This window comes from Rhodococcus sp. NPDC059969 (assembly GCF_042738325.1).
In the GTDB taxonomy this organism is placed as follows: Bacteria; Actinomycetota; Actinomycetes; order Mycobacteriales; family Mycobacteriaceae; genus Rhodococcus_F.
Map to the genome: position 1 here is coordinate 42213 of NZ_JBHWUF010000009.1, position 22424 is coordinate 64636.

The following is a 22424-nucleotide window of genomic DNA, read 5'->3' on the forward strand; positions in this document are numbered from 1 at the left end:
TGACCGATCAAGCCGCCGCGCGGCCGATGCTCGAGAGAAAGCCTGCAGCGCCGAAGAACAGACCGGCGAACACTCGATTGGTGGTTCGCTGCTGTTTGGGGGAGCGCATCAAGGTGAGCACCCGTGCGGCCAGCCCGGTGTACCCGGTCATCACGATCACGTCGACGGCGCACATCGTTGCAGCGATGATCAGATACTGCGGCAGCAGCGGCGCCGACGGATCGAGGAACTGCGGGAGCACTGCGAGCATGAAGACGACGGCTTTCGGGTTGCTCGCGTTCACGAGAAATCCGCGAAGCATCATCATCGGACCGGAACTGCTCGCGGCGGCTTCGTCGGTCTCCACCTCGGTGGGCGCCGATCGCCACTGCCTGATCCCCAGGTAGACGAGGTATGCGACACCGAACCACTTGATCAAGGAAAAGGCCACGGTCGAGCTGGCGAGAACGGCGCCGACGCCGGCCGCGACAATTCCGATCTGCAACAACAATCCCAACTGCAGCCCGAAAATGTTCCAATATCCGCGCCGCAGACCGTAGGCAAGCCCCGACGACATCGACGCAATGGCGCCGGCCCCTGGTGACAGGCTGATCACCCAACTTGCTCCGAAGAACGCCAACCAGACGTGCCAACTCATGTCGAAAGTCCTTTGATCCGTGAATGCTCCCGACACACCAGCCACGTACGGGATCAGAAAAGTGTAGACGGACTGCCCTGCTCACGGCTCGCGACAGTGCAATGATCGGGGGATGACGTCGTTTCCCGTGCTCGACCTGACACCCGACGAATTACTGACCACAACGCGAACGGTTCGAAAGCGTCTGGATCTGACCCGTCCGGTGCCCTTGGATCTGGTGAAGGAGTGTCTCCAGATCGCCCTGCAAGCGCCTTCCGGTTCGAATCGCCAGGGGTGGCAGTGGATGGTTGTGACAGATCCGGCACTGCGAGCAGCAGTTGGGCAGATCTACAAGGAAGTCACCGACGAGTACCTTGCTTCTCACGGTTCGGCGGCAAAGCTCTTCGCCGACGACCCCGATCGCGCGCCGATCCAACAGCGAGTAGGCACGAGCGTCGCGTGGCTCGGTCAGCACATGGGCGAGGTACCGGTTCTCCTCATTCCGTGCATCAAGGCGGGTAAGACGTTGCCGGAGGGGAACCAGGCGGGTCTGTGGGGTTCGCTACTGCCGGCCGCGTGGAGTTACGCGCTGGCAGCGCGGGCACGTGGACTCGGTACGGCCTGGACAACGTTGCACCTGCAGCGTGAGGCGGAAGTTGCCGAGCTGCTGGGCATTCCGGCCGGATTCCATCAGGCGGCTCTGATCCCGACGGCGTACTTCACAGGCGAGACGTTCAAACCTGCCGCGCGCGAACCCGTCGACAACGTGCTGCACGTGGACCGATGGTGAGCCTGATCTACTCGGCGATCTGCTCGATCGACGGGTACGTGGCGGACAGGGACGGGAACTTCGACTGGGCTGTTCCCGACGCGCAGGTCCATTCGTTTGTCAACGAGCTCGAGAGGGGAGTCGGCACATACCTGCTCGGGCGCCGGATGTACGAGACGATGATTCCCTGGGAAACAATGGCAGCCGAGGACCTCGGGCGTTCGTCAGTGCCAGGAGGTTCGTCGGTTCCGGACGAGTTTGCCGGTATCGAGGCGGCGACCGTCGAATTCGCTCAGATCTGGCGTGGAATCGACAAGATCGTGTACTCCACGACGCTGAACGAGGTGTCGACTGCGCGCACCAGGATCGTCCCGCGCTTCGATGAAGACTCCATCCGTTTGCTCAAGAGTGAAGCGGTACAAGATATCTCGATCGGTGGACCGACGGTTGCGGTTAGTGCTTTCGCGGCGGGTTTGGTCGATGAAGTGAGACTGTTTCTGTGTCCGGTCAATATCGGCGGCGGATTGCGAGCTCTCCCGGAAAGGCGGCTTGACCTGCAGCTGCTCGAGGAGAAAACCTTCGACTGCGGCGTGATCTACCTGCGGTACGCCGTTCGCTAGGCCGCCACCATCACTGCCGTGACGACGCAGAGTAGAGCGATGTAGGCGCCGGCATGGACGCGGTCCGGAATAGCACCGACTAGTCGCCGGCTCAGCACAATCGCAGGCAGAGAGCCGGCGAGAAGCGCGCAGACGGCCAGAAGGTCGACGGCGCCGACTCTGCCCGCCGACAGATCCGAAGCAGAGATGTGTCCGGATGCCGCCGCGTACACCGCAGTCGCGACGACGGCGACAGGCAGGCTCAACGGGTTGGCGCTCGCGGCGGCGTCGGCCATTTGAACTCCGCCGCGTCGCATCATCGGCACCGTCATGACGCTGCCGCCCACGCCGAGGAAACTTGAGACGGCACCGATTCCGATCCCGACTGTGCGGACCCCGTTGGGGCCGAGACGGTCGTCAGGTTCGGGAGGCGTCAGAAACCCTTGCCGCAGAAGGCTGTCGAGGATCGTCACGACGAGATAGAGGACAAACAGGATTCGGACGATGCTGTCGTCGACGTGGCCCGCCGCAACCGCTCCGAGCGCTGCTCCGACTGCGACGGGTGCGATCAGAGGTCGGATGTACTCCGTCCGAAGTCGTCCTGATTTCCTGAATGCCACTGTGGCACTGAGTGAATTTACCACCATCACGGCCGCTGAGGACGCGACGGCGACGTGCATCGGATCGGTGACCTCCGGCCGAAGTGCGGACGCAGCGTAAACGACTGGGACGGTGACGAACCCGCCACCGAATCCGAACAGAACAGTGGTGACTCCGGTCAGAGCGCCGAAAGCGAGCAGGATGATGGCGTAGTGAAGCACGTGATGAACGGTAGCGATTTCCCTGCTGGCTCACATTCGAAGGTTCGCCAGATTCCATTGTCAATCGGACACCGACTCGGTAGGTTCTCTCGGGTGCGCAACATTGCGATCAAGGCCGTCGATCGCTCACCTCGCAGTGTTCTCGCCATCGGAACCGACTACCCGCGCGGTCACGCGCTGGCTGCCCACGATCATCGGCGAGCCCAGTTCCTCTTCGCTGTGAACGGTGCGATGAACGTCGAAACCGACGACGGTGAGTGGACGGTTCTGCCGTCCAATGCGGTCATGATTCCCGCCGGTGTCGTTCATGCGGTGACGATGGACGGCGTCAGCACACGAAGCCTCTACATCGAACCGTCCGCAGTTCCCTGGTTTCCGGTCAGGTGCCGAGTGGTCGCGGTCTCGCCGCTACTACGCGAGCTACTTGTCGCTGCGGTCGACATGGATGTCGAATTGAACGTGGAGGACGACTTCTCTGCTCACGGACGTGAGACCGCAGTAGTTCAGCTGATCCTCCACGAACTTCGCGATCTTGCACCCCTACCTGTGGAACTCCCACTGCCTCGGCACCCGGGATTGCGGGCATTGTGCACGCGGTATCTCGCAGGCCCGTCGATTCACGACTCGCCCGCGCGGTGGGCCGGGCGACTCCACATCAGTGAACGAACGCTGCACCGCTTGCTGATCGCGGAAACGGGGATGAGCGCGTCGTCGTGGATGCAGCGTGCCTGCATTCTTCATGCGCTTCCGAAACTCTCCGCCGGCGTCAGTGTGACGTCCGTTGCGTCTGAACTCGGATACTCGACGCCGGCTGCTTTCGCGGCGATGTGCACCCGGGTCTCGGGTGCACCGCCCAGTAGCTATCGGGCGCGCGTCACGACACCGACACCGGGATGATGTCGGCGACGACGTCGTGGATGAGTCCGTCACGGACTTCGAAGGTTTCACGAATCTCCACGGTCATGAGGCGAGTGCCGCCGATTCCCGCGTCCAGCAGGTAGGTGGTCGAGACGATGTCCCCGGCTTCCGACATCTCGAGGTCGCGGACGCCCTGGATGACGCGGTACTGGATGCCGTTTTCGAGGTCGGCGGACATCTGCGGTCCGGAGAACCCCGTCTTGAGTCCGGCTTCGACGCGCGTCGCATCCGGGGCGAAATGCACATCGGAGACGTCATGGGAGACGAGGGCGTCAATGTAGGCACGTGCCTGCGCCTCACGGGGCGAATCGGCCGGGTTCGGGGCTGCCGTCGCAGCGCCTCCCGCAGCCAGGATCAGGGCAGCAGTGGCAGCAGCAGTTCCGGCGATCTTTTGCAGTGTTCGCATGGGGCATCCTAACGACGAGGAGTGGTAGAAATTCGGAAAACGGCTGTCATCGAGTCGCCGTGCAGCTGCGTGGAGGGTCGACGAGCGAGCAGAAAGCCGGGGCCATGACGGGCACGTAGTCGGCGCCGACGCCGTTGTCGCGAATGATCCGGCGGTAGGTGTCGACTCCGTCGGTCGGGATTCGGGCCGCGGTGGGATCGCCGAGAACATCTACGGTGTAGAGGCCGAATCGAGGTCGGTACGAACCCCATTCGTAGTTGTCGGTGATGGACCAGTAGTTGTAGCCGATCACGTCTGCGCCGTCTTCTCGGGCGCGTTCCATCCAATAGATGTGATCTCGTAGGTGATTCGAGCGTGTGTATCCGTCGGCGCGCGGCGCTCCGTTGTCGGTGGGCATGCCGTTCTCGACGATGTAGAGAGGGAGTTCGGGATACTTGCCCGAGTAACGCATCAACGCGTCGTACAGGCCTTCGGGTTGAGGTGTGACGTTGTAGAACTCGTCGAGTGCGGCGTACGCGGCAGTCGGATTGTTCAGGGCCACACCGTAGTAGTAGTCGATCCCGAGAAAGTCGAGCTTGTCGCGCACTCGATCCGTGAACACCGAATCTATCGCCTCGGACACGCCGGGAATGAAGGAGAAATTACTGCTCACACGAGCACCGGGATCGAGAACGTGTATGCGGTCGTAGATCGCCCGGTGAACCCGAACCAACGAGTCGAACATCGACGGTGCCTGGGTGAGAGCGATTCCGCCGTAGGTCAATTCGCGCTGAACATACACAGTCGGCTCATTGATCGTGATCCACAGCGCACCGATCCCGGAGTACCGCTCGACTACCATCTCTGCGTTGACCAGCCAGTCGGCTTCGGTCTTCGGATTTGTCCATCCGCCTTGATCGACAACCCATCCCGGATACACCCAGTGGTCGAGCGTGATCATCGGAGTCATGCCCCGCGCGCGGATGTGCGTCACCACGTCGTCGTAGTACGCGAATTCGGTCTCGTTCCAGCTCCCGGCGGCGGGCTGAACCCGAGCCCACTCGACGCCGAATCGGAAAACCTTCGACCCCAGATCGGCGGCCCGGTCGATGTCCTCGGCGTAGCGATGACGGAAGTCGACCGAATCGCCGATCTTGTCGTGGGTTCGTCCGGAGTCGGAGTATCGAGACCAGTTGCTGTCCGGCGACGATCCTTCCGATTGGAATCCGGAGGTGGCAACGCCCCAGAGGAAGTCATCCGGTACCTCAGCCGAGGCGGGGGCGGGAAAGGCGAGCGCCCCGAGCAGGCACGCCAGTGCCATCAGTGCAGGCGCGATAGACCGTGACAGGGCTCCCATGCCTGGGAGACTAAGTCATACAAGTGTCCAGTCGCAGGCGTTTCGTCCGATCCGCCCGCGACTGGACCGCATCACTCAGTCACCCTGCCGCTCAGAAAACCATGGTCATCGATCCCGGGTTCCACGTCCCGGAGCGCTGAACGGTCGCTTCGTCGATCTCGGCAGGCACTGCACTCGGATCGATCGGTGTGTACTTCTCGATCGAACCCCAGTCGCGAGCCCAGTCGTTGTCGAGATACGACGGAATGGTCTGAGCGCTCAGCAGCAGATCGATCCACCCCAACGGTCCACCGCCGTAGTGGTCCTGCCAGGCACTGGTCACGAGCGCGCCGGAATGGTCGGGAAGGATCCGGTACTCGGGGACCTCGGCGATTCCGACCCGATGATCGAAGGGGCGTTGGCACGGGAATGCCAGGCCGACAGCCCAATCCAGCATGACGGGCGCCTGCGATCCGACGACGTCGTTGAGCTTCCGGGTCTTCGGAACGCGCGGCGGGGTAACGGCCACCCATTGGTCGGCCTTGCTGTCGTAGTCACTGACGACAAGTCGAATGCTGTTGGCTTCGACGGGAATCTGATCCAGTGGCACTCGCAGGTTCCGCCATGACGGTGCCGGCCCGATGTCGAGGGGCGCGATTTTTCCGAGTGTCTCCACATCGTCTGCTTCCGCGTCGTCGACGCCGCGCGCTGTGCCGTACTCGACCTCGACGTTCTGGCCGTAGGTGACGATTCCGTCCTTGTCGACCGATCGGACACGACCAGCCGTTGCAATGGAGATGATGTCGCCACGGGTTGCGTCCTCACCCACGTCGGGGAGTTGGTACCAGTCGCTGATCAGAGTGCCTGGGGAGGGCTGACCGAAACTGCCCATGACCGGTGTTGTCGCCGGGTCGAGGCCGAACGGCAACGCGACCGAACTGCCGTTGACTCCGGTCTGTCCGGCGCCACCACCGGTTCCGGCCGAGTTACCGGCGGTGTCCTCGGAGGTGTCGACGGTGTTCGCGCCGCCGGTAGCCGTGGCTTCCTTGTCGGCTCGAAGGTCGGAGGCGACACCATTCGGATCGAATCCTGTCGCCCCACCTGCGGAGAGCGCCGTGGCAACGTTGCCGGAGAGTGGGGTCAGCATCGAGGAGTTCGGATCGGTTTCGAGCAGAACGTCGTTGGCGAGTCCGCAGTGTTGGCCGAGAACGGCGTCGACGTTCGCGCGGCCCACCGAATAGGCCGGGTATTGGGTGATCACGCCTTTGGACATGGACAGCACCTCGAAGAGGACCATGGCGCCCGCGGCGATCGTCAGTGGCGAGATGGCAAGCAGTCGAGCGTGCTTCGCGGACGGTTCCTTCCCGGCGGTGTACGGCTCACGGAAGAAGTACCACGCGGCGACGCCGAGCATCAGCACGGTCAATCCGAGGAGGACGGTGCTCGCACCGAGTCCGCCGATCGACACCGGCTTGTCCCACCACGGAACGCTGTAGCTGGACACGTAGTAATAGCTGTTGCTGCCGGTGAACGCGACCGCCAGCAGGAACAGGACAGCCGCCGCGAAGAGGGCCCGATTGCGCGGCGAGCGTAGGAGTTTCGTTCCCACGGCGACGGCCGTCATCATCGCCAGAACTGCGGTGAGTCCGGCAAAGATTCCGAAGTGGTGGGTCCACTTGGTCGGCGAGAACATCAGCAGTGGCAGTGCGCCGATCGTCAGCCCCACGACGCGGCGTGACGGACCGGCAGCCAAACCGGGAATCCGGCCGCCCTTGCGCAGCATCATCGCGGTGCAGACGCCAAGGCACAGAACCATGACGAACACACCGAATCTGCGGGTCAGGGAACCGTCGACGGAGATGTTGAAGAGGTACTGATAGCGGAGGTACTCGTCGAACCAGGGCTGATTCGGCGAGATCGAGTGGACACGTTGCATCTCGATGACGGCGGCCAGACTCTGATCGCCGAACGCGGGGATGAGGATCGAGAGTCCGGCAGCCAGCAGTGGCCCGACAGCTGCGACATAACCGGTGGTGCGCGCACGTTCGATGATGATGCGCATGATCGGGCGTATGCCGGCGATGAGTGCGGCGAAGCAGATGAGACCGGAAGGCCCGGCAGTCAAGGTGAATCCGGCGATCAGAATCGCGACAGCGACCGGTAGAAGGCGTCTCGTCGCGACGGCGCGTTCGATGGAGCACCACGTCAGCAGGACGCCGAGAGCAACGATCGGTTCGGGGCGAAGTCCGTTGTTGAAGGGAAGCCAGAATGCGAGGAAGACGAGCGCACCGGTCCAGAGGGCGAGCCGGTTTCCGCGGATTGCGGCGCCGAGTCGAGGCGCGACCTCCCGACTGATGACGAGCCAGGTGATGATGCCCGCCAGCAGAGCAGGCAGGCGGACCCAGGGGCTTGCAGTGCTGACGTGCGCCAGGAGTCCGAGGATGTTGTAGTACGGAGTCCCGAACGGGGTTTCAGGGACTGCGAACCACCGGAAGTAGTTGGACATGTAGCCGGATTGCTCGGAGGCCCTGGCCATCGTGAACTGGTAGCCGTCGTCGGTCGTGGTAGCGCCGATGAAATGCCACAGCACCAGAGTTCCGACCACGACGCCGTCGAGGACGGTGAACTTCCACCACCGGGCGGGCAGGAATTTGCGTGTGCCCCGGCCGTCGCGGTTGTCGAGACGGTGCAGAGCGAAGAGGGAAACGACAGCCGTGAGCGCCCCGAGAATCATGGCGAGGGTTTTGATCACCGACGGGCTCGACGTGAAGCGAGAGTCTGTCTCGATCGAGACGTTCAAACCGGCTGCTGCCGAATCGAGGTCACTGAAGACGCCGACCACCTGTGGCCGGCTGTCGCCCTCGATGACGCGCGGTTCGGGACCGGTGGCATCGAAGGTGGTTCGAGTCGGCTCGGCTGAAAGTGTGAGCGCGCATCCACTCGGCAGATCAGTGACCGGCGTCGAGAGCAACACTTGATCGCGCAGGACCACGTCCACCCGGGCGGGGGCGTCAGCGGATTCGGGGGAGACCGTGGCGACAAAGCCGTAGCGCCGCGCGTCGGCGGCACCCGGGGGAGAAGTCGAGACGAGTGTTCCGCCGGCGGCGGTCAACTCGTTGATCGACGCGCACGGAATCGATGCCTCCATACGCAGCGGTGTGTACGAGACCAATGGCGCCTCGACGCTCGCCGTCGATCCGGACTGCGGCCAGTTGACGGCGGCGGTGTCCTGTTCGATCGGCAGGAACGGAACCGATCCGCCTAAAACTATGCCGAGGATCGATGCGACAATCGCAACGATCCGCGCTCGGTTCGGTCCGCTGGATCGCTCGGGGGTCGGCAGGGCCGGAGGTGCGGTCGTGGCCACGTCACTGTCTGTCACGACTTTGGACCCTATCTGTGCGTGACGTATTTGTTATAAAAGCGGGAGTAATGGGATGGTCGTGTTCTCGGTGTCGTTCCTCGGGGTGGGGTTGTCGGCGATCGAGGCGGGGGTGCTGTGCACGAAGTTCACGAGTCCATTCCGCTGAGCCCACTACTGCGGCGGTCGACGGTCGCATTGTGCGTCGTTCTCGGAATTATCATGGTGATTGTCTGCGGGTTCGCGGTGATCGTGCAACGCGACCCGGCGGGCTACGTCGGGGCTGTGTTGTCCGCAACCCTTTGCTTCGGGTTGGCCACGTACATGTGGAAGGTGCGCGTGATCATCACCACAGACGCCGAACGGCTGACGATCGCGCTGTCTCCAGGGCTGCGTCAGGTGTTTCGGTGGGACGAAGTTGTGTCGGCAACTGCGGTCCATATCGGGATGGGCTCCGGGATCGGTTATCGGATGACCGGCCCCGGGATGCGGGTAATTCTCGCGTCTCCCGGCGACGGGGTCCGCTTTCGTCTGCTTGACGGTCGTGAAGTCTCGGTGGCAACACCTCGAAGGGACGAGCTGATCGAACTTGCCAGGCGGCGGGCGCCGGACCTGCAGTGAGCGTCGCAGGTGGACCGGTGAAAAATGGGGTGCGCCTATCCTGGATAATTGACGTCAGTTCTGTGTTTCGGGCCCGTTGTTCAGGCCTGTAATGCCGGACGGTTTGCGCCCGCTTGCACAGGCACCCCGTTTGCGTACGAGAGGAACTCTCATGCTTGCCCGCACCGACCTGCGTGGTCGTACCCCATCCACGGCCGAACTTCGCGCCGCGCTTCCCCGAGGTGGAGTGGATGTGGACGCGGTACTGCATCAGGTTCGCCCGATGGTCGAAGCCGTTCGTGATCGCGGTGCAGAAGCCGCGCTCGAATTCGGCGAGAAGTTCGACGGTGTTCGTCCGTCTTCGGTGCGGGTTCCGGCTGCAGAGCTCGAGCGCGCACTTCGTGAACTCGACCCGGCCGTCAAGGAAGCCCTCGAGGTTGCGATCGAGCGCACCCGCAAGGTGCACGCCGATCAGCGTCGTAGGGACACCGTCACTGAGGTGGTCCCCGGCGGCACGGTCACCGAGCGGTGGGTTCCGGTCGAGCGCGTCGGGCTGTACGTCCCCGGCGGCAATGCCGTGTACCCGTCGAGCGTTGTCATGAACGTCGTACCGGCTCAGACTGCCGGCGTCGGATCGCTCGTAGTCGCCTCGCCCCCTCAAGCTGATTTCGGTGGGTTGCCGCACCCCACGATCCTTGCCGCGGCAGCCATGCTCGGTGTCGACGAGGTGTGGGCTGTCGGCGGCGGCCAGGGCGTCGCCCTGCTGACCTACGGCGGCACCGATACCGATGGCTCCGAGTTGGTGCCGGTAGACCTGATCACCGGTCCCGGCAACATCTACGTCACCGCCGCCAAGCGTCTGTGCCGTGGCCTGGTCGGCATCGACGCCGAGGCCGGACCCACCGAAATCGCTATCCTCGCCGACCACACGGCTGATCCGGTTCACGTTGCCGCCGATCTCATCAGCCAGGCCGAGCACGATGTCATGGCTGCAAGCGTCCTCGTCACCACCAGCGTCGAATTGGCCGACGCCGTCGACAAGGCTCTGGCCGCGCAGCTCGAGATCACCAAGCACCGCGAGCGCGTCACCACCGCACTGACCGGCAGTCAGTCTGGCACCGTGCTGGTCTCCGACGTTTCCGCCGGTCTGCGCGTCGTCAACGCCTATGCGGCCGAGCACCTCGAGATCCAGACCGAGGACGCAACCGGTGTTGCAGCTCAGGTCACCAGTGCTGGTGCCGTCTTCGTCGGCCCATGGGCGCCGGTCAGCCTCGGCGACTACTGCGCCGGCTCCAACCATGTTCTGCCGACTGCTGGGTGTGCGCGTCACTCTTCCGGTCTGAGTGTGCAGACGTTCCTTCGTGGGATCCACGTGATCGACTACTCCGAGTCGGCTCTGAAAGATGTTGCCGGACATGTCATCACACTTGCCAATGCCGAAGACCTGCCCGCGCACGGTGAAGCTGTGCGCCTGCGATTCGAGGCCTTGCGATGAGTAGCTCTGCGATGAGTAGTGCTCCTGGAGGATCGATTTCGGTCGACGCACTTCCGATTCGCGAGAACCTGCGTGGCAAGTCGGCATACGGCGCGCCGCAGTTGACGGTTCCGGTTCAACTCAACACCAACGAAAACCCGCATCCGCCGACGCAGGCGCTCATCGACGACGTCGCCGAGTCCGTTCGCGAGGCCGCGAAGGAACTGCACCGCTACCCCGACCGCGATGCCGTGGCTCTGCGGACGGATCTCGCTGCGTACCTGTCGAAGCAGACGGGAGTGCCGGTCACCGTCGACAACCTCTGGGCGGCAAACGGATCGAACGAGATTCTGCAGCAGTTGTTGCAGGCGTTCGCAGGTCCGGGACGTAGCGCGATGGGATTTGTGCCCTCGTACTCCATGCACCCGATCATCGCCGACGGGACCGATACCGAGTGGGTCGAGGTTTTCCGTCGGGACGATTTCGCACTCGACGTGGATGCTGCCGTCACCGTAATCGGTGAACGTCGGCCCGATGTCGTGTTCGTGACCAGCCCCAACAACCCGACCGGACACAGCGTCGGCATCGCGGAACTACGACGCATCCTCGACGTGGCGCCGGGCATCGTGATCGTCGACGAGGCGTACGCGGAGTTCTCTGCTGCGCCGAGTGCGATGACGCTGATCGACGAGTTCCCGGCCAAGCTGGTTGTCACCCGCACCATGAGCAAGGCTTTCGCGTTTGCCGGTGGCCGGCTCGGCTACCTCGCCGCCGCGCCCGCGTTCATCGACGCACTGTTGTTGGTGCGCTTGCCATATCACCTGTCGGTGGTCACGCAGGCGGCGGCGCGCGCGGCCCTGCGTCACGCCGACGAGACCCTCGGCAGCGTCCATGCCCTGTCGGCCGAGCGTGATCGGGTGTCGAAGGCGCTGGCGGACACCGGTTTCAGAGTGATTCCCAGCGACGCGAACTTCATCTTGTTCGGTCAGTTCACCGACAGCGCGCAGGCGTGGAAGGAATACCTCGACCGCGGAGTTCTCATCCGCGACATCGGCATCCCCGGGTATCTGCGGGCCACCGTGGGGCTCGAGGCCGAGAACGACGCGTTCATCAAGGCCAGCGACGAGATCGCAGGCACCCAGCTGGTCGACACGAATTCAGGAGAGACGGCATGAGCGATCGCATTGCGCGGATCGAACGGACAACTCGGGAATCAAGCATCGTCGTCGAACTGAATCTGGACGGGACTGGCATCGTCGACGTCTCCACCGGCGTTCCGTTCTTCGACCACATGCTCAACGCGTTGGGTACGCACGCCAGCTTCGATCTCGACGTCAAGGCGAAGGGTGACGTCGAGATCGACGCTCACCACACCGTCGAAGACACCGCGATCGTGTTCGGCCAGGCGCTCGGCCAGGCTCTCGGCGACAAGAAGGGCATCCGTCGTTTCGGTGACGCCTTCATCCCGATGGACGAAACGCTGGCGCACGCGTCGGTCGACGTCTCCGGTCGCCCGTACTGCGTGCACACCGGCGAGCCCGACTACATGGTGCATTCCGTCATCGGCGGGTACCCGGGCGTGCCGTATCACGCGGTGATCAATCGCCACGTGTTCGAGTCGATCGCCTTGAATGCGCGTATCGCACTGCACGTTCGGGTTCTGTACGGTCGCGATCAGCACCACATCACCGAGGCCGAGTACAAGGCCGTTGCGCGCGCTCTGCGCGAGGCGGTCGAGCCGGATCCGCGCGTGAGCGGCGTGCCGTCGACGAAGGGCACACTGTGAGCGTCCTCTTCACCTATCTGCTGTTCATCGGTGCGGGAATTGCTGTGGGCGGCGCCTACTCGATGTTCAAGGTCAACAAGCTGGCGTCGGGAATCCTCCTCGCGATGGCGGTTCTGGCGGCGGTAGCGGGCGCACTGCGTCTGTGACGCGAAAAGTTACTGCGTCTGTGACGCGAAAAGTTACTGCGTCTGTGACGGGGAAAGAGGCGGGTCCGGGTTTGCTTCGTACTCCGGGCATGGTCGGTGTCCTGATCATGGCGGCAGCAGCTTTCGGTGGCTGGTCGTTGCTGTTGCCGGTGGTGCCGTTGCTGGTTGCGCAATCCGGTGGATCGGATGCGCTTGCCGGATCGGTGACCGGTGTCTTCATGGCGGCCACGGTCTTGACCCAACTGCTCGTGCCTCGGTTGTTGCGGACGCAGGGCTACCGGCGCGTACTTGCGGTCGGGTGTCTGCTCCTCGGTCCGCCGTCGTTGGTGCTGCTGATCTCGGCCGACGCCGGACCTGTCCTGGCCGTTTCGGCTGTGCGTGGCATCGGTTTCGGCATGCTGACGGTGGCCGGCAGTGCACTGGTGGCGGAGTTGGCGCCCAAGCGAATTCTCGGCCGTGCCACTGGCGCTCAGGGGATCGCGATCGCAGCGTCGCAGATGGCTGGGCTGCCGCTGGGGCTTGCGCTCATGGAGCGGTGGTCGGCGACACCGGTGTTCGTTCTCGGTGCGCTGATCCCGGCACTCGCACTGGTGGCCATTGCCCGGTTACCGAAGATCTTCGCCCAGCCCACCGGGGAATCCGCTCGGTTGAGCGTGTTCGCAGTCTTGGTTCCGGTGCTCGCTTTGGCGTGCGTGTCCGCGTCGTTCGGCGGATTGTCGTCGCTGCTGCCGATCGCAATTTCGGAGCGTGCGGCCGTTGCAGGTGTGGTGTTGGCGACGGCCAGTGGGTCGATGTTGGTCGGCCGGTACTCGGCGGGACTGATCGCCGATCGTCTCGGCAGTGGTCGGACACTCGCACCGGCATTGGCGTCGTCGACCATCGGATTGGTGCTGTTCGCGATCAACGTGGACGGCGGTTCGACGCCGGTCTTGTTCTGCGCGGCGGTCCTTTTCGGGCTCGGGTTCGGTGCGGTGCAGAACGAATCATTGGTCATGGCGTTTCAGGCTGCCGGCCCGAGGCAACTCGGATCCGCGAGCGCGATCTGGAACATCGGCTATGACGCCGGCACCGGAATCGGAGCGCTGGCGCTGGGATTCGTGGCTACTGCAGCCGGCTATGCCTGGGTGTTCGCGGTGTCCGCGGTAGTTGTCGCCCTCCTCCCGGCACTGGCCGCAGGCGGCAAAGTGATCGGCGCCAGGGTTGCCCGATAGAGTTGGGGCATGAGCGCTTCCACGATTGCTGTACTCGATTACGGCTCCGGCAACCTGCATTCGGCCACTCGCGCCTTGGCGCGCACCGGGGCGCAGGTGGAGGTGACCAACGACATGAAGGTGGCACTGGCGGCGGACGGTCTGGTGGTGCCCGGCGTCGGCGCGTTCGCGGCCTGCATGGAAGGTCTGCGTGCAGTCCAGGGTGACCGAATCATCGGCAGACGCCTGGCCGGTGGCCGACCGGTGCTGGGAATCTGCGTCGGCATGCAGATTCTGTTCGACCGGGGGGTCGAATTCGGTGTCGAGGCGGAGGGCTGCGGCGAATGGCCCGGCACCGTCGAGAGGCTGCAAGCAGAGGTCTTGCCGCACATGGGCTGGAACACCGTGGAGGCTCCGGAGTCCAGCACCCTGTTCAAGGGTATCGACGCCGATACCCGCTTCTACTTCGTCCACTCGTACGGCGTGCAGAGTTGGGAACTCGCGCCGTCCGAGCACATTGCGCCCCCGAAGCTGACGTGGGCCGATCACGGTGGAAAGTTCCTCGCTGCCGTCGAGAACGGTGCGTTGTCCGCGACGCAGTTCCACCCCGAGAAGTCCGGCGATGCAGGCGCCGAGTTGCTGAGCAATTGGGTGCAGAGTTTGTGACCGGGGGATCCGGACCGAACCGCGGCGACGATTTCTCCCTCGCTCGTCTGGCGTTGTTCTCGCTCGGCGCCGCGGTGGCTGCGCTGGCGGTCGCCACGGTCGTCATCGTTGTGCTCAAACCATCGCCGGGCGTCGGCCTCGTGATCGGTCTCGTGGGGGTCGTCGCCGCGATTGCGGCAATGGGCGTCGTATCCAAGCGGATGACCCGAAAAGCGTTCGGTGACCCGGAGGACGGTTCGAGGTCCTGACCTACTAGGGTTACCGCACGTGAGCCTGGTCCTTTTGCCTGCTGTAGATGTCGTCAACGGTGAAGCTGTTCGCCTCGTGCAAGGAGAGGCGGGAAGTGAGACCGGTTACGGGTCGCCCCGCGACGCCGCTCTTGCCTGGCAGAACGACGGTGCCGAATGGGTGCACCTCGTCGACCTCGACGCCGCTTTCGGGCGTGGATCGAACAGCGAACTGCTGGCCGGCGTCATCGGGGACCTGACGGTCAAGGTGGAACTCTCCGGAGGAATCCGCGACGACGCCTCCCTGGAAGCTGCGCTGGCCACCGGCTGTGCTCGCGTGAATCTCGGTACCGCCGCAATCGAAGATCCCGAGTGGTGTGCACGTGCCTTGGCCAAGTACGGCGACAAGATCGCCGTTGGCCTCGATGTTCGTCTCGTCGACGGCCAGTACCGCACCCGTGGTCGCGGCTGGGTCACCGACGGCGGGGATCTGTGGGAGACCCTCGCGCGTTTGGACCGTGACGGCTGCACCCGTTACGTCGTCACCGACGTCTCCAAGGACGGCACGCTCACCGGGCCCAATCTCGAACTTCTCAGCCAGGTCTGCGCGGTCACCGACGCGCACGTCGTCGCCTCCGGCGGTGTGTCGACCATCGAGGATCTCCTCGCTATTTCCAGCCTGGTAGATCAGGGTGTCGAAGGCGCGATCGTCGGCAAGGCGCTCTACGCGGGTCGCTTCACTCTCCCCGAAGCACTGGCAGCAGTTTCCGGATAGATTTTCCAGATGACTCCGACGCGTGACCTCGACGAACTTCTCGCGATTGCGGGTCGGCTTCTCGACGGCGTCCACGATCAGTTCGTCTCCGGTGTCGGTGCCCCGAGCGCGGTCCGCAAGGGTTGGGGCGATTTTGCCACCGAGGTCGATCTCGCGCTGGAGAAGCGGTTGAGCGCGGAGTTGTTCGAGCAGACCGGCATCGAGGTGCACGGCGAGGAATTCGGCGGTCCCGACGTCGGTTCCGGGCTCGTCTGGGTTCTCGACCCCGTTGACGGTACTTTCAACTACTCAGCCGGATTGCCCACTGCCGGAACGCTGTTGGCGCTTCTCGACGACGGTGTCCCGGTGCTCGGATTGACCTGGCTTCCATTGATCAATCACACGTACGCGACTCGCGCCGGCGGTCCGTTGTTGGTCAATGGAATCGCCGTACCGCCGCTGGAGCCAACCGATCTGGCGTCGTCGATCGTCGGCTTGGGTGCGCTCAACGTCAACAGTCGAGGGCGGATCCCCGGCAGTTTCCGTCTCGACCTCCTCGCCGAAATCAGCAAGGTGTCCTCGCGGATCCGGATACACGGTTCCACCGGAGTCGATCTGGCCTTCACCGCGGCCGGCATCCTGGGCGGTGCGATCGTCTACGGGCGCAACGCGTGGGACAACGCGGCCGGGGTCGCGCTTGTTCGCGGTGCGGGCGGGGTGGTCACCGATCTGGCCGGCAATCCGTGGACCGTAGAATCGGAGTCGGTGCTCGCCGCCGCTCCGGGCATCCACGGTGAGATTCTCGATATCCTCAACGCGCTCGGTGATCCGCGCGCTTCGTCCTCAGGAGGACCACAGTCATGACCCTCGCAGTTCGTGTGATTCCGTGCCTCGACGTCGACGCCGGACGAGTGGTCAAGGGTGTCAATTTCGAGAATCTTCGCGACGCCGGAGATCCCGTGGAACTCGCGGCAGCGTACGACGCTCAGGGTGCCGACGAACTGACGTTCCTGGACGTGACCGCATCCACGTCGGATCGCGGCACGATGCTCGACGTCGTAAGTCGTACTGCCGAGCAGGTTTTCATTCCCCTCACCGTCGGCGGCGGGGTGCGCACGGTCGCGGACGTCGATCGTCTGCTGCGTGCCGGTGCCGACAAGGTCAGCGTCAATACCGCGGCGATCGCGCGCCCGGAACTGCTCAAGGAACTGAGTGAGCGTTTCGGCTCGCAGTGCATCGTCCTCTCGGTCGATGCCCGCACCGTTCCCCAGGGGCAGCCGGATACTCCGTCGGGCTGGGAGGTCACCACGCACGGAGGCAAACGCGGCACCGGGATCGACGCGGTGGAGTGGGCCGAGCGTGGCGCGGAGTTGGGAGTGGGGGAGATCCTGCTGAACTCGATGGATGCCGACGGCACCAAGGCCGGCTTCGACCTGCTGATGATCCGCGCTGTCCGTGCAGCGGTCCACGTACCGGTGATCGCCAGTGGAGGCGCCGGCCTGGTCGAGCACTTCGCCCCGGCTGTCGAAGCGGGCGCGGACGCAGTTCTCGCAGCAAGCGTCTTCCACTTCGGCGATCTGAGCATCCCGCAGGTCAAGGATGCGATGCGTGCCGAGGGAATCGTCGTTCGCTAGGCGTTCTCGGCGCGGATTCCGTCGAACATGAGGCGGCTGATGGCCTGGTTCAATGCCGTGCAGTCGACGGACGAATCGGCTCGCAATCCTTGAATCGCGCTTGCCAGCATCATGCCGTTGACGGCCTGTGCAGTGTTGTCGACGTCGAGGTCGGCGCGTAGATAGCCACATTCGACGCCGTGATGCAGATACGCCGCTGTCAACGATGCCGACTGATCGAGTAGATCGAGCATCCGGCCGGTGAGATCGGCGTCGACGCCCGTCGTCTCGAAAAGCAGAACCCGCGGGATGCGTGGGTCGTCGAAGAAGATGCGGGGGAGCGCTTCGGCGATCCGTCCCACTTGAGCGCGGTACTCGTCCAGAGTGCTTGCCGCGTCAGGTGAATTCTCGGTGGCCAGTGCGCTGATGATCTTGGCGATCAGGTCGTCGATGACGTGGTCGATGATGTCGCGCTTGTTCTCGAAGTACCGGTAGAAGGTCCCGTGGCCGATTCCGAGAGTTGTTGCGATGTCGGCAATTCCGGTTGCGTGATAGCCGCGCTCGGCGAAGCACTCGAACGATGCGTCGATGATCTCGCGGCGTAATTCCGCCTTTTTTCGTTCCGCTCTGGTCATGGCCTTCGTCACGTCAGGAATGATACCGTTCTCCATAACGGAATGGCATGTCATTTTCTGATGTGCAGTTCATGAGTGCGTAGTTCATGAGAGGGATTCTCCGATGGCAGTGCAGTACGACGCAGTAGTGGTGGGGGCGGGCTTCGGCGGAATGGGTGCGGCCATTCAACTCAAGCGGCTGGGCCTGAACAAGCTGGCGATCCTCGAGCGCGAGGACGATTTGGGTGGAACGTGGCACGTCAACCGCTATCCCGGGTTGGCTGTCGACATCGCGTCGGTCACGTACTCGTATTCGTTCGAGCCCAATCCGAACTGGTCCAGGCTCTTTGCGTCGGGCGCCGAACTCAAGAAGTACGCCGATCACGTCGCAGACAAATACGACCTGCGCAAGCACATGACGTTCGGTGCCGTGGTGGACGGAGCCCGCTGGGACGAGGATTCCTCGCACTGGGTCGTATCCGTCGAGGGGGCGCCGGACATCACTACCAAGTACCTCCTGACTGCGACGGGTTTCCTGTCGCAACCGCATCGGCCGGACATCTCCGGTATCGACGACTTCGCCGGCAAGATCATTCACACCACTGCCTGGGACGATTCCTACGATCTGTCCGGCACCAAGACCGCAATCATCGGAACCGGTGCTACCGCTGTGCAGTTGATCCCCGAGGTCGCGCGTCAGGCCGCAGAGTTGACCGTCTACCAGCGCACGCCGATCTGGGTAGTTCCCAAGATCGACGTCCCCATCCCGAATGCAGTGCAGAAGCTGTTCTCGCGCATTCCGCTCACACAGCGAATCGCCCGCGCCGTCAGTTCGTCGATTCTCGAAATGATCATGGTCAGCGCAGTCCTGCATTACAAGCAGGTCAAACTGTTGAACAAGGGTGCGTCGGCCGCATCGCGCGCATTCCTGCGGTCCCAGGTCCGAGATGCGACCCTGCGCAAGCAACTCACACCGGACTACGACTTCGGGTGCAAGCGGCCCACGTTCTCCAACAGCTACTTCCGTACGTTCACCAAAGACAACGTGCATCTCGAAACGACGTCGATCGACCACATTGCTGCCGACGGAATCGTCACGGCTGACGGCCGCAAGACCGAGATCGACACCTTGCTGCTGGCAACAGGCTTCAACCTCTGGGACGTGAACTTTCCGGCCATCGAGGTTATCGGGCGCGAGGGCAGAAACCTCGGTAAGTGGTGGCGTGACAACCGTTTCCAGGCTTACGAAGGCGTCGCGGTTCCTTACTTCCCCAATTTCCTCACGCTCGCCAGTCCCTACTCGTACAGCGGTTTGTCCTACTTCACGACGATCGAATCCCAGATGCAGCACATGGATCGACTGTTCGGCGAGGTGAAACGGCGCGGCGCGGAAACATTCGAGGTCACCGAAACTGCCAACGCCGAGTTCCTCGACCGGATGACAGAGAACTTGGCGGACTCCGTCTTCTACGGCGGCAGTTGCCAGACCGCGCGAAGCTATTACTTCAATCAGCACGGTGAGGCTGCGATCCTGCGGCCCACATCGACACGCAACGCTTTCATCGAAGCGAAACGCTTTCCGCTCGACGACTATTCGATCGTCTAGGCGGCCATGTGCCGGTGTTCGGCTATCTGGCTGATCTGACGCCGGCGGGAACCGATATCACGGGATAGCGGTTCTGCCGGTTCAGCCGGGAAGAGACCGAACTGTGAATCAGTTGGCTCACCGCGGAGGCAGCGCCTTTTCGCGGTGAGCCGATCACGATGGTGAAGGCGTCGTACTTGTCCGCTGTCGCGAGGATGACACCGGCTGGATCTCCGTAGGTGCAGTCGTACGTCCAGACGTCGGTGTGTGAGGCGAGTGTCGAGGTTGTCTGCTCGCGTTGCGCCGCCATCTCGTCGTGCAGGCGTGTTTCGAATTGTGGTGAGTCGGTTTCGACAGGCAGGTCCTCGGACGTGATGCAGTGAACGACGTGGAGGGCTGAATCCTCCTTGGCGGCAAGCGTCAGTGCGTAGCTGAGTACATTCTTGCTGGTAGTACCTGGGCCGATGCCGAGAACGATGTGGCGGGTTCGGACGCGATCGGTACTCGGGTTCGCGAGATGGCAGGTGTACTCCGGGTGCGGACCGTCATGATGCTGATGGTTCATGTCGGATCTTCTTCCACGGTGACGGCGAAGGAACTTCCATTCTAGGGCGGCCGTGCAGGGGAATTCCACGGAAGTCACAGGTGGAAGGTATAAACGTCATATGAGCCTTGATCCCGCAATCGCGGCGAAGCTGAAGCGAAACGACGCCGGACTGTTCAGCGCGGTTGCGCAGGAGAAGTCGACCGGTGATGTGCTGATGGTCGCGTGGATGGACGACGAAGCGCTCGCGCGAACACTGGAAACCCGTAAGGGGACGTACTATTCGCGCTCGCGGCAGCAGTACTGGGTCAAGGGAGAGACCTCCGGGCACACCCAGTACGTACACGAGGTGCGCCTCGACTGTGACGGCGATTCCGTCTTGCTGATCGTCGATCAGGAGGGCGCCGCATGCCACACCGGCACTCACACGTGTTTCGATACCGACGTCCTGCTCGCCGCTCAGCAGTGACGCGACATGGCCGCTGACAGGACTCCACAACCGCTCGACTACTCGTTCACCTCACCCATCGAGAAGGACGGGGCGTTCGCGACGTTCTTGACCGTGCCCGGCTCGGCGGAACTTCTGGGAACCAGACGCGCTGTCAAAGTGGTCGGGACTCTCGATGGTGAGCATCCCTTCGAGGCGACGCTGATGCCCTCCGGCGACGGACCTCACTGGCTTCCACTGCGCGTGGCACTCTGCAAGGCGATCGGCAAGAGCGCCGCTGGAGAAGAAGTATCAGTACATCTACAGCAGCGACTGAGCTGAAAGTTTCGCTCGAACCGAGGAGCCTCATGGTCGACAAGGCAGTTGATTCGTTGCAGTTGGTGGCGCGAGAACTGAGCCCGTTCGGCGGTGACGAAGGGAAAACACGCACGCTCTGCATGTCGCGGTCGCTCGCGGCACCCATCGGCACCGTCTGGGCGGCGGTCACCGAGTTCGACCGCATCCCGCTGTGGTTCATGCCGGTGTCGGGCGAGGCTCGGATCGGCGGGCGCTACCAACTCGACGGCAACGCCGGCGGCGAAATTCTGGTGTGTGATGCTCCGCGAACCCTTCGCATCACCTGGGAATACGGCGGTGACGTGAGCTATGTGACGGTGAACCTCACCGAAAAAGACGGCAGTGCAACAAAAGACGGCAGTGCAACACTGTTCGACTTCGAACACGCCGCAGACGTCGAGCCGGATCGGTGGGCCGAGTACGGTCCTGGCGCCGTCGGCGTCGGCTGGGACATGGGATTGCTCGGGTTGGCTCGACACGTGGAACTCGGGATTGCGACGCCGCTCGAGACACCCGAATGGTCGGCGAGTGACGAGGCCAAGGCATTCATCGCGGGAAGCAGCGAATCATGGGCCGCTGCCGCAATCGCATCGGGCGACGACCAGGATGCCGCCCGCGCCGCCGCTGCCCGCACGACGGCTGCATACACCGGGTAGATCGCCGCTACGGGGACTAACATCGGAATAGTCTGGTTGTTGCGGGACTTCCGCGCCACGAGCGGAGACGACGATGGTGTATCGGCTCATCGAAGTAGTGACGGTGTTCGTTCACTTCGGGTTTGTTCTCTATGTGGTGCTGGGTGGATTCGTGGCGTGGAAGTGGCGTCGTACCATTGCATTCCATCTTGTTGCGGTTGTCTGGGGAGCCGGTTCGATAGCGGTCGGATATGACTGTCCGCTGACCAATCTCGAGAATTGGGCCCGCCGGATGGCCGGAATCGCGGAATTGCCGTCCACCGGATTCATCTCGCACTACATCACCGGGGTGTTCTATCCAGTGAGTATCGAAGGCCTTGTGCAAGCGTTCGCGGCGACGGTGGTTGTCGGATCCTGGGTGGGATACGTGCTGCTCGGACGGCATGCGAAGGCTGAGGTAAAAGCGTCGTCAGTGTCGTGATTCCGTCTCGAACGACCCCTGCCGTTTCGTGATGGAAACGGCAGGGTGGCGCATCGCAGGATTTACACGCGAGTCAGTGCCACAACCGGGATGGTGCGGATTCCGGCTGTCTTCTCCGCGTATTCGGCAAATCCGGGATATCGGCCGGCCTGTTCGTCGTAGATTCGGTCGCGCTTCTCGCCGGTTACTTCGCTGACGGAGACCGGATACGTTTCGGTACCGACCTCGACCTCGGCCTGGTCAGCGGCAACAAGGTTGTAGTACCAGTCGGGATTGGTCGGGGCGCCGGCCTTCGACGCGAAGACGTAAACGGTGGTCGGATCCTGCTCGTCTGCCAAATACATCATCGGGCTCACGAACTCGCGTCCCGACTTGCGTCCCGTGTGATGGACCAACACCATGGGCGCACCTTCGAAAGGTCCGCCAACTTTGCCTTCGTTCGCGCGGAATTCCGCAATGATGCCGGCGTTCCAGTCGTCAGGACTCATCTCTGTTGTCTTCCTGTCTGCGAGTGGAGAAG

General features: G+C 63.2%; 27 protein-coding genes. 19 read left to right on the plus strand and 8 right to left on the minus strand.

What is annotated here, in order from left to right; all coding sequences use genetic code 11:
• Window positions 1–7: 7 nt before the first annotated feature.
• Window positions 8–637: a LysE family transporter gene (locus tag ACFWAD_RS22590; RefSeq protein WP_378449596.1), complete on the minus strand. Its 630-nt coding sequence runs from the start codon at window positions 635–637 to the stop codon at window positions 8–10.
• 112 nt (window positions 638–749) lie between these two features.
• On the opposite strand from ACFWAD_RS22590, the gene ACFWAD_RS22595 reads away from it, so the two are divergent.
• Together ACFWAD_RS22595 and ACFWAD_RS22600 are read left to right on the plus strand one after the other, a co-directional pair.
• Complete coding sequence (locus ACFWAD_RS22595; protein WP_378547914.1) at window positions 750–1406, plus strand: nitroreductase family protein; 657 nt, start codon at window positions 750–752, stop codon at window positions 1404–1406.
• Entirely contained in the window at window positions 1400–2005 is a 606-nt protein-coding gene (locus ACFWAD_RS22600) for a dihydrofolate reductase family protein (RefSeq protein WP_378547917.1), read from the plus strand. Before ACFWAD_RS22595 ends, ACFWAD_RS22600 begins: the two co-directional genes overlap by 7 nt.
• On the opposite strand, the gene ACFWAD_RS22605 is transcribed toward ACFWAD_RS22600, so the two are convergent.
• Window positions 2002–2805: a sulfite exporter TauE/SafE family protein gene (locus ACFWAD_RS22605; RefSeq protein WP_378547920.1), complete on the minus strand. Its 804-nt coding sequence runs from the start codon at window positions 2803–2805 to the stop codon at window positions 2002–2004. The two genes, ACFWAD_RS22600 and ACFWAD_RS22605, sit on opposite strands and share 4 nt — an antisense overlap.
• 93 nt (window positions 2806–2898) lie before the next feature.
• Here ACFWAD_RS22605 and ACFWAD_RS22610 point away from each other — a divergent pair, with 93 nt between their 5' ends.
• On the plus strand, window positions 2899–3702 hold the full coding sequence (locus ACFWAD_RS22610; protein ID WP_378547923.1) for an AraC family transcriptional regulator: 804 nt from the start codon (window positions 2899–2901) through the stop codon (window positions 3700–3702).
• On the opposite strand, the gene ACFWAD_RS22615 is transcribed toward ACFWAD_RS22610, so the two are convergent.
• The 3 genes from ACFWAD_RS22615 to ACFWAD_RS22625 form a co-directional block, all read right to left on the minus strand.
• Window positions 3680–4129, minus strand: coding sequence for a hypothetical protein (locus ACFWAD_RS22615; protein WP_378547926.1), 450 nt, complete (start codon window positions 4127–4129; stop codon window positions 3680–3682). The genes ACFWAD_RS22610 and ACFWAD_RS22615 overlap by 23 nt on opposite strands.
• 46 nt (window positions 4130–4175) lie before the next feature.
• Entirely contained in the window at window positions 4176–5429 is a 1254-nt protein-coding gene (locus ACFWAD_RS22620; RefSeq protein WP_378548163.1) for a glycoside hydrolase family 1 protein, read from the minus strand.
• A 127-nt stretch (window positions 5430–5556) separates the two neighbouring features.
• On the minus strand, window positions 5557–8811 hold the full coding sequence (locus ACFWAD_RS22625; protein ID WP_378548166.1) for an arabinosyltransferase domain-containing protein: 3255 nt from the start codon (window positions 8809–8811) through the stop codon (window positions 5557–5559).
• A 132-nt stretch (window positions 8812–8943) separates the two neighbouring features.
• Between ACFWAD_RS22625 and ACFWAD_RS22630 the strand changes: the two genes are divergently transcribed.
• The 11 genes from ACFWAD_RS22630 (at window position 8944) to hisF (ending at window position 17282) form a co-directional block, all read left to right on the plus strand.
• Window positions 8944–9426, plus strand: coding sequence for a hypothetical protein (locus ACFWAD_RS22630; protein ID WP_378547928.1), 483 nt, complete (start codon window positions 8944–8946; stop codon window positions 9424–9426).
• A 151-nt stretch (window positions 9427–9577) separates the two neighbouring features.
• The gene (gene hisD, locus ACFWAD_RS22635) at window positions 9578–10900 is read left to right on the plus strand and encodes a histidinol dehydrogenase (RefSeq protein ID WP_378547931.1); all 1323 of its coding nucleotides are present in this window, start codon (window positions 9578–9580) and stop codon (window positions 10898–10900) included.
• 11 nt (window positions 10901–10911) lie between these two features.
• Window positions 10912–12054: a histidinol-phosphate transaminase gene (locus tag ACFWAD_RS22640; protein ID WP_378547934.1), complete on the plus strand. Its 1143-nt coding sequence runs from the start codon at window positions 10912–10914 to the stop codon at window positions 12052–12054.
• Complete coding sequence (gene hisB / locus ACFWAD_RS22645) at window positions 12051–12665, plus strand: imidazoleglycerol-phosphate dehydratase HisB (RefSeq protein WP_003942383.1); 615 nt, start codon at window positions 12051–12053, stop codon at window positions 12663–12665. The genes ACFWAD_RS22640 and hisB overlap by 4 nt, the downstream gene beginning before the upstream one ends.
• Window positions 12662–12811: a hypothetical protein gene (locus ACFWAD_RS22650; RefSeq protein ID WP_230813421.1), complete on the plus strand. Its 150-nt coding sequence runs from the start codon at window positions 12662–12664 to the stop codon at window positions 12809–12811. The genes hisB and ACFWAD_RS22650 overlap by 4 nt, the downstream gene beginning before the upstream one ends.
• Window positions 12812–12900: 89 nt before the next feature.
• Window positions 12901–14022 (plus strand): MFS transporter, encoded by a 1122-nt coding sequence (locus ACFWAD_RS22655; protein WP_378449661.1) that lies wholly within the window; start codon window positions 12901–12903, stop codon window positions 14020–14022.
• Window positions 14023–14031: 9 nt separating this feature from the next.
• Window positions 14032–14667 (plus strand): imidazole glycerol phosphate synthase subunit HisH, encoded by a 636-nt coding sequence (gene hisH / locus ACFWAD_RS22660; RefSeq protein ID WP_003942389.1) that lies wholly within the window; start codon window positions 14032–14034, stop codon window positions 14665–14667.
• A complete protein-coding gene (locus tag ACFWAD_RS22665; RefSeq protein WP_042449550.1) occupies window positions 14664–14915 on the plus strand; it encodes a hypothetical protein in 252 nt (83 codons plus the stop codon). Before hisH ends, ACFWAD_RS22665 begins: the two co-directional genes overlap by 4 nt.
• A 19-nt stretch (window positions 14916–14934) precedes the next feature.
• On the plus strand, window positions 14935–15669 hold the full coding sequence (gene priA, locus ACFWAD_RS22670; RefSeq protein WP_003942371.1) for a bifunctional 1-(5-phosphoribosyl)-5-((5-phosphoribosylamino)methylideneamino)imidazole-4-carboxamide isomerase/phosphoribosylanthranilate isomerase PriA: 735 nt from the start codon (window positions 14935–14937) through the stop codon (window positions 15667–15669).
• Window positions 15670–15678: 9 nt separating this feature from the next.
• Entirely contained in the window at window positions 15679–16512 is an 834-nt protein-coding gene (locus tag ACFWAD_RS22675; protein ID WP_378547937.1) for an inositol monophosphatase family protein, read from the plus strand.
• Window positions 16509–17282: an imidazole glycerol phosphate synthase subunit HisF gene (hisF, locus tag ACFWAD_RS22680; RefSeq protein WP_095969965.1), complete on the plus strand. Its 774-nt coding sequence runs from the start codon at window positions 16509–16511 to the stop codon at window positions 17280–17282. The genes ACFWAD_RS22675 and hisF overlap by 4 nt, the downstream gene beginning before the upstream one ends.
• Here the strand turns inward: hisF and ACFWAD_RS22685 are convergent.
• Entirely contained in the window at window positions 17279–17896 is a 618-nt protein-coding gene (locus ACFWAD_RS22685) for a TetR/AcrR family transcriptional regulator (protein WP_378449660.1), read from the minus strand. The genes hisF and ACFWAD_RS22685 overlap by 4 nt on opposite strands.
• Window positions 17897–17999: 103 nt before the next feature.
• Between ACFWAD_RS22685 and ACFWAD_RS22690 the strand changes: the two genes are divergently transcribed.
• Entirely contained in the window at window positions 18000–19481 is a 1482-nt protein-coding gene (locus ACFWAD_RS22690) for a flavin-containing monooxygenase (RefSeq protein ID WP_378547940.1), read from the plus strand.
• A gap of 22 nt (window positions 19482–19503) precedes the next feature.
• Here ACFWAD_RS22690 and ACFWAD_RS22695 read toward each other — a convergent pair whose 3' ends face one another.
• Entirely contained in the window at window positions 19504–20025 is a 522-nt protein-coding gene (locus ACFWAD_RS22695) for a universal stress protein (protein ID WP_378547943.1), read from the minus strand.
• Between the two features lie 100 nt (window positions 20026–20125).
• Here ACFWAD_RS22695 and hisI point away from each other — a divergent pair, with 100 nt between their 5' ends.
• The 4 genes from hisI to ACFWAD_RS22715 all read left to right on the plus strand — a co-directional run bounded on the left by hisI (window position 20126) and on the right by ACFWAD_RS22715 (window position 21904).
• Window positions 20126–20473: a phosphoribosyl-AMP cyclohydrolase gene (gene hisI / locus ACFWAD_RS22700; RefSeq protein WP_050655350.1), complete on the plus strand. Its 348-nt coding sequence runs from the start codon at window positions 20126–20128 to the stop codon at window positions 20471–20473.
• Window positions 20474–20479: 6 nt separating this feature from the next.
• Window positions 20480–20773 carry a DUF1905 domain-containing protein gene (locus ACFWAD_RS22705; protein ID WP_378547946.1) on the plus strand — a complete coding sequence of 98 codons (294 nt, stop codon included), beginning with the start codon at window positions 20480–20482 and terminating at the stop codon, window positions 20771–20773.
• 26 nt (window positions 20774–20799) lie between these two features.
• Window positions 20800–21444: an SRPBCC family protein gene (locus tag ACFWAD_RS22710; protein WP_378547949.1), complete on the plus strand. Its 645-nt coding sequence runs from the start codon at window positions 20800–20802 to the stop codon at window positions 21442–21444.
• A 73-nt stretch (window positions 21445–21517) separates the two neighbouring features.
• Complete coding sequence (locus tag ACFWAD_RS22715; RefSeq protein ID WP_378538669.1) at window positions 21518–21904, plus strand: DUF2784 domain-containing protein; 387 nt, start codon at window positions 21518–21520, stop codon at window positions 21902–21904.
• Between the two features lie 62 nt (window positions 21905–21966).
• Here ACFWAD_RS22715 and ACFWAD_RS22720 read toward each other — a convergent pair whose 3' ends face one another.
• Entirely contained in the window at window positions 21967–22392 is a 426-nt protein-coding gene (locus tag ACFWAD_RS22720) for a nitroreductase/quinone reductase family protein (RefSeq protein WP_378547952.1), read from the minus strand.
• Window positions 22393–22424 lie beyond the last annotated feature (32 nt).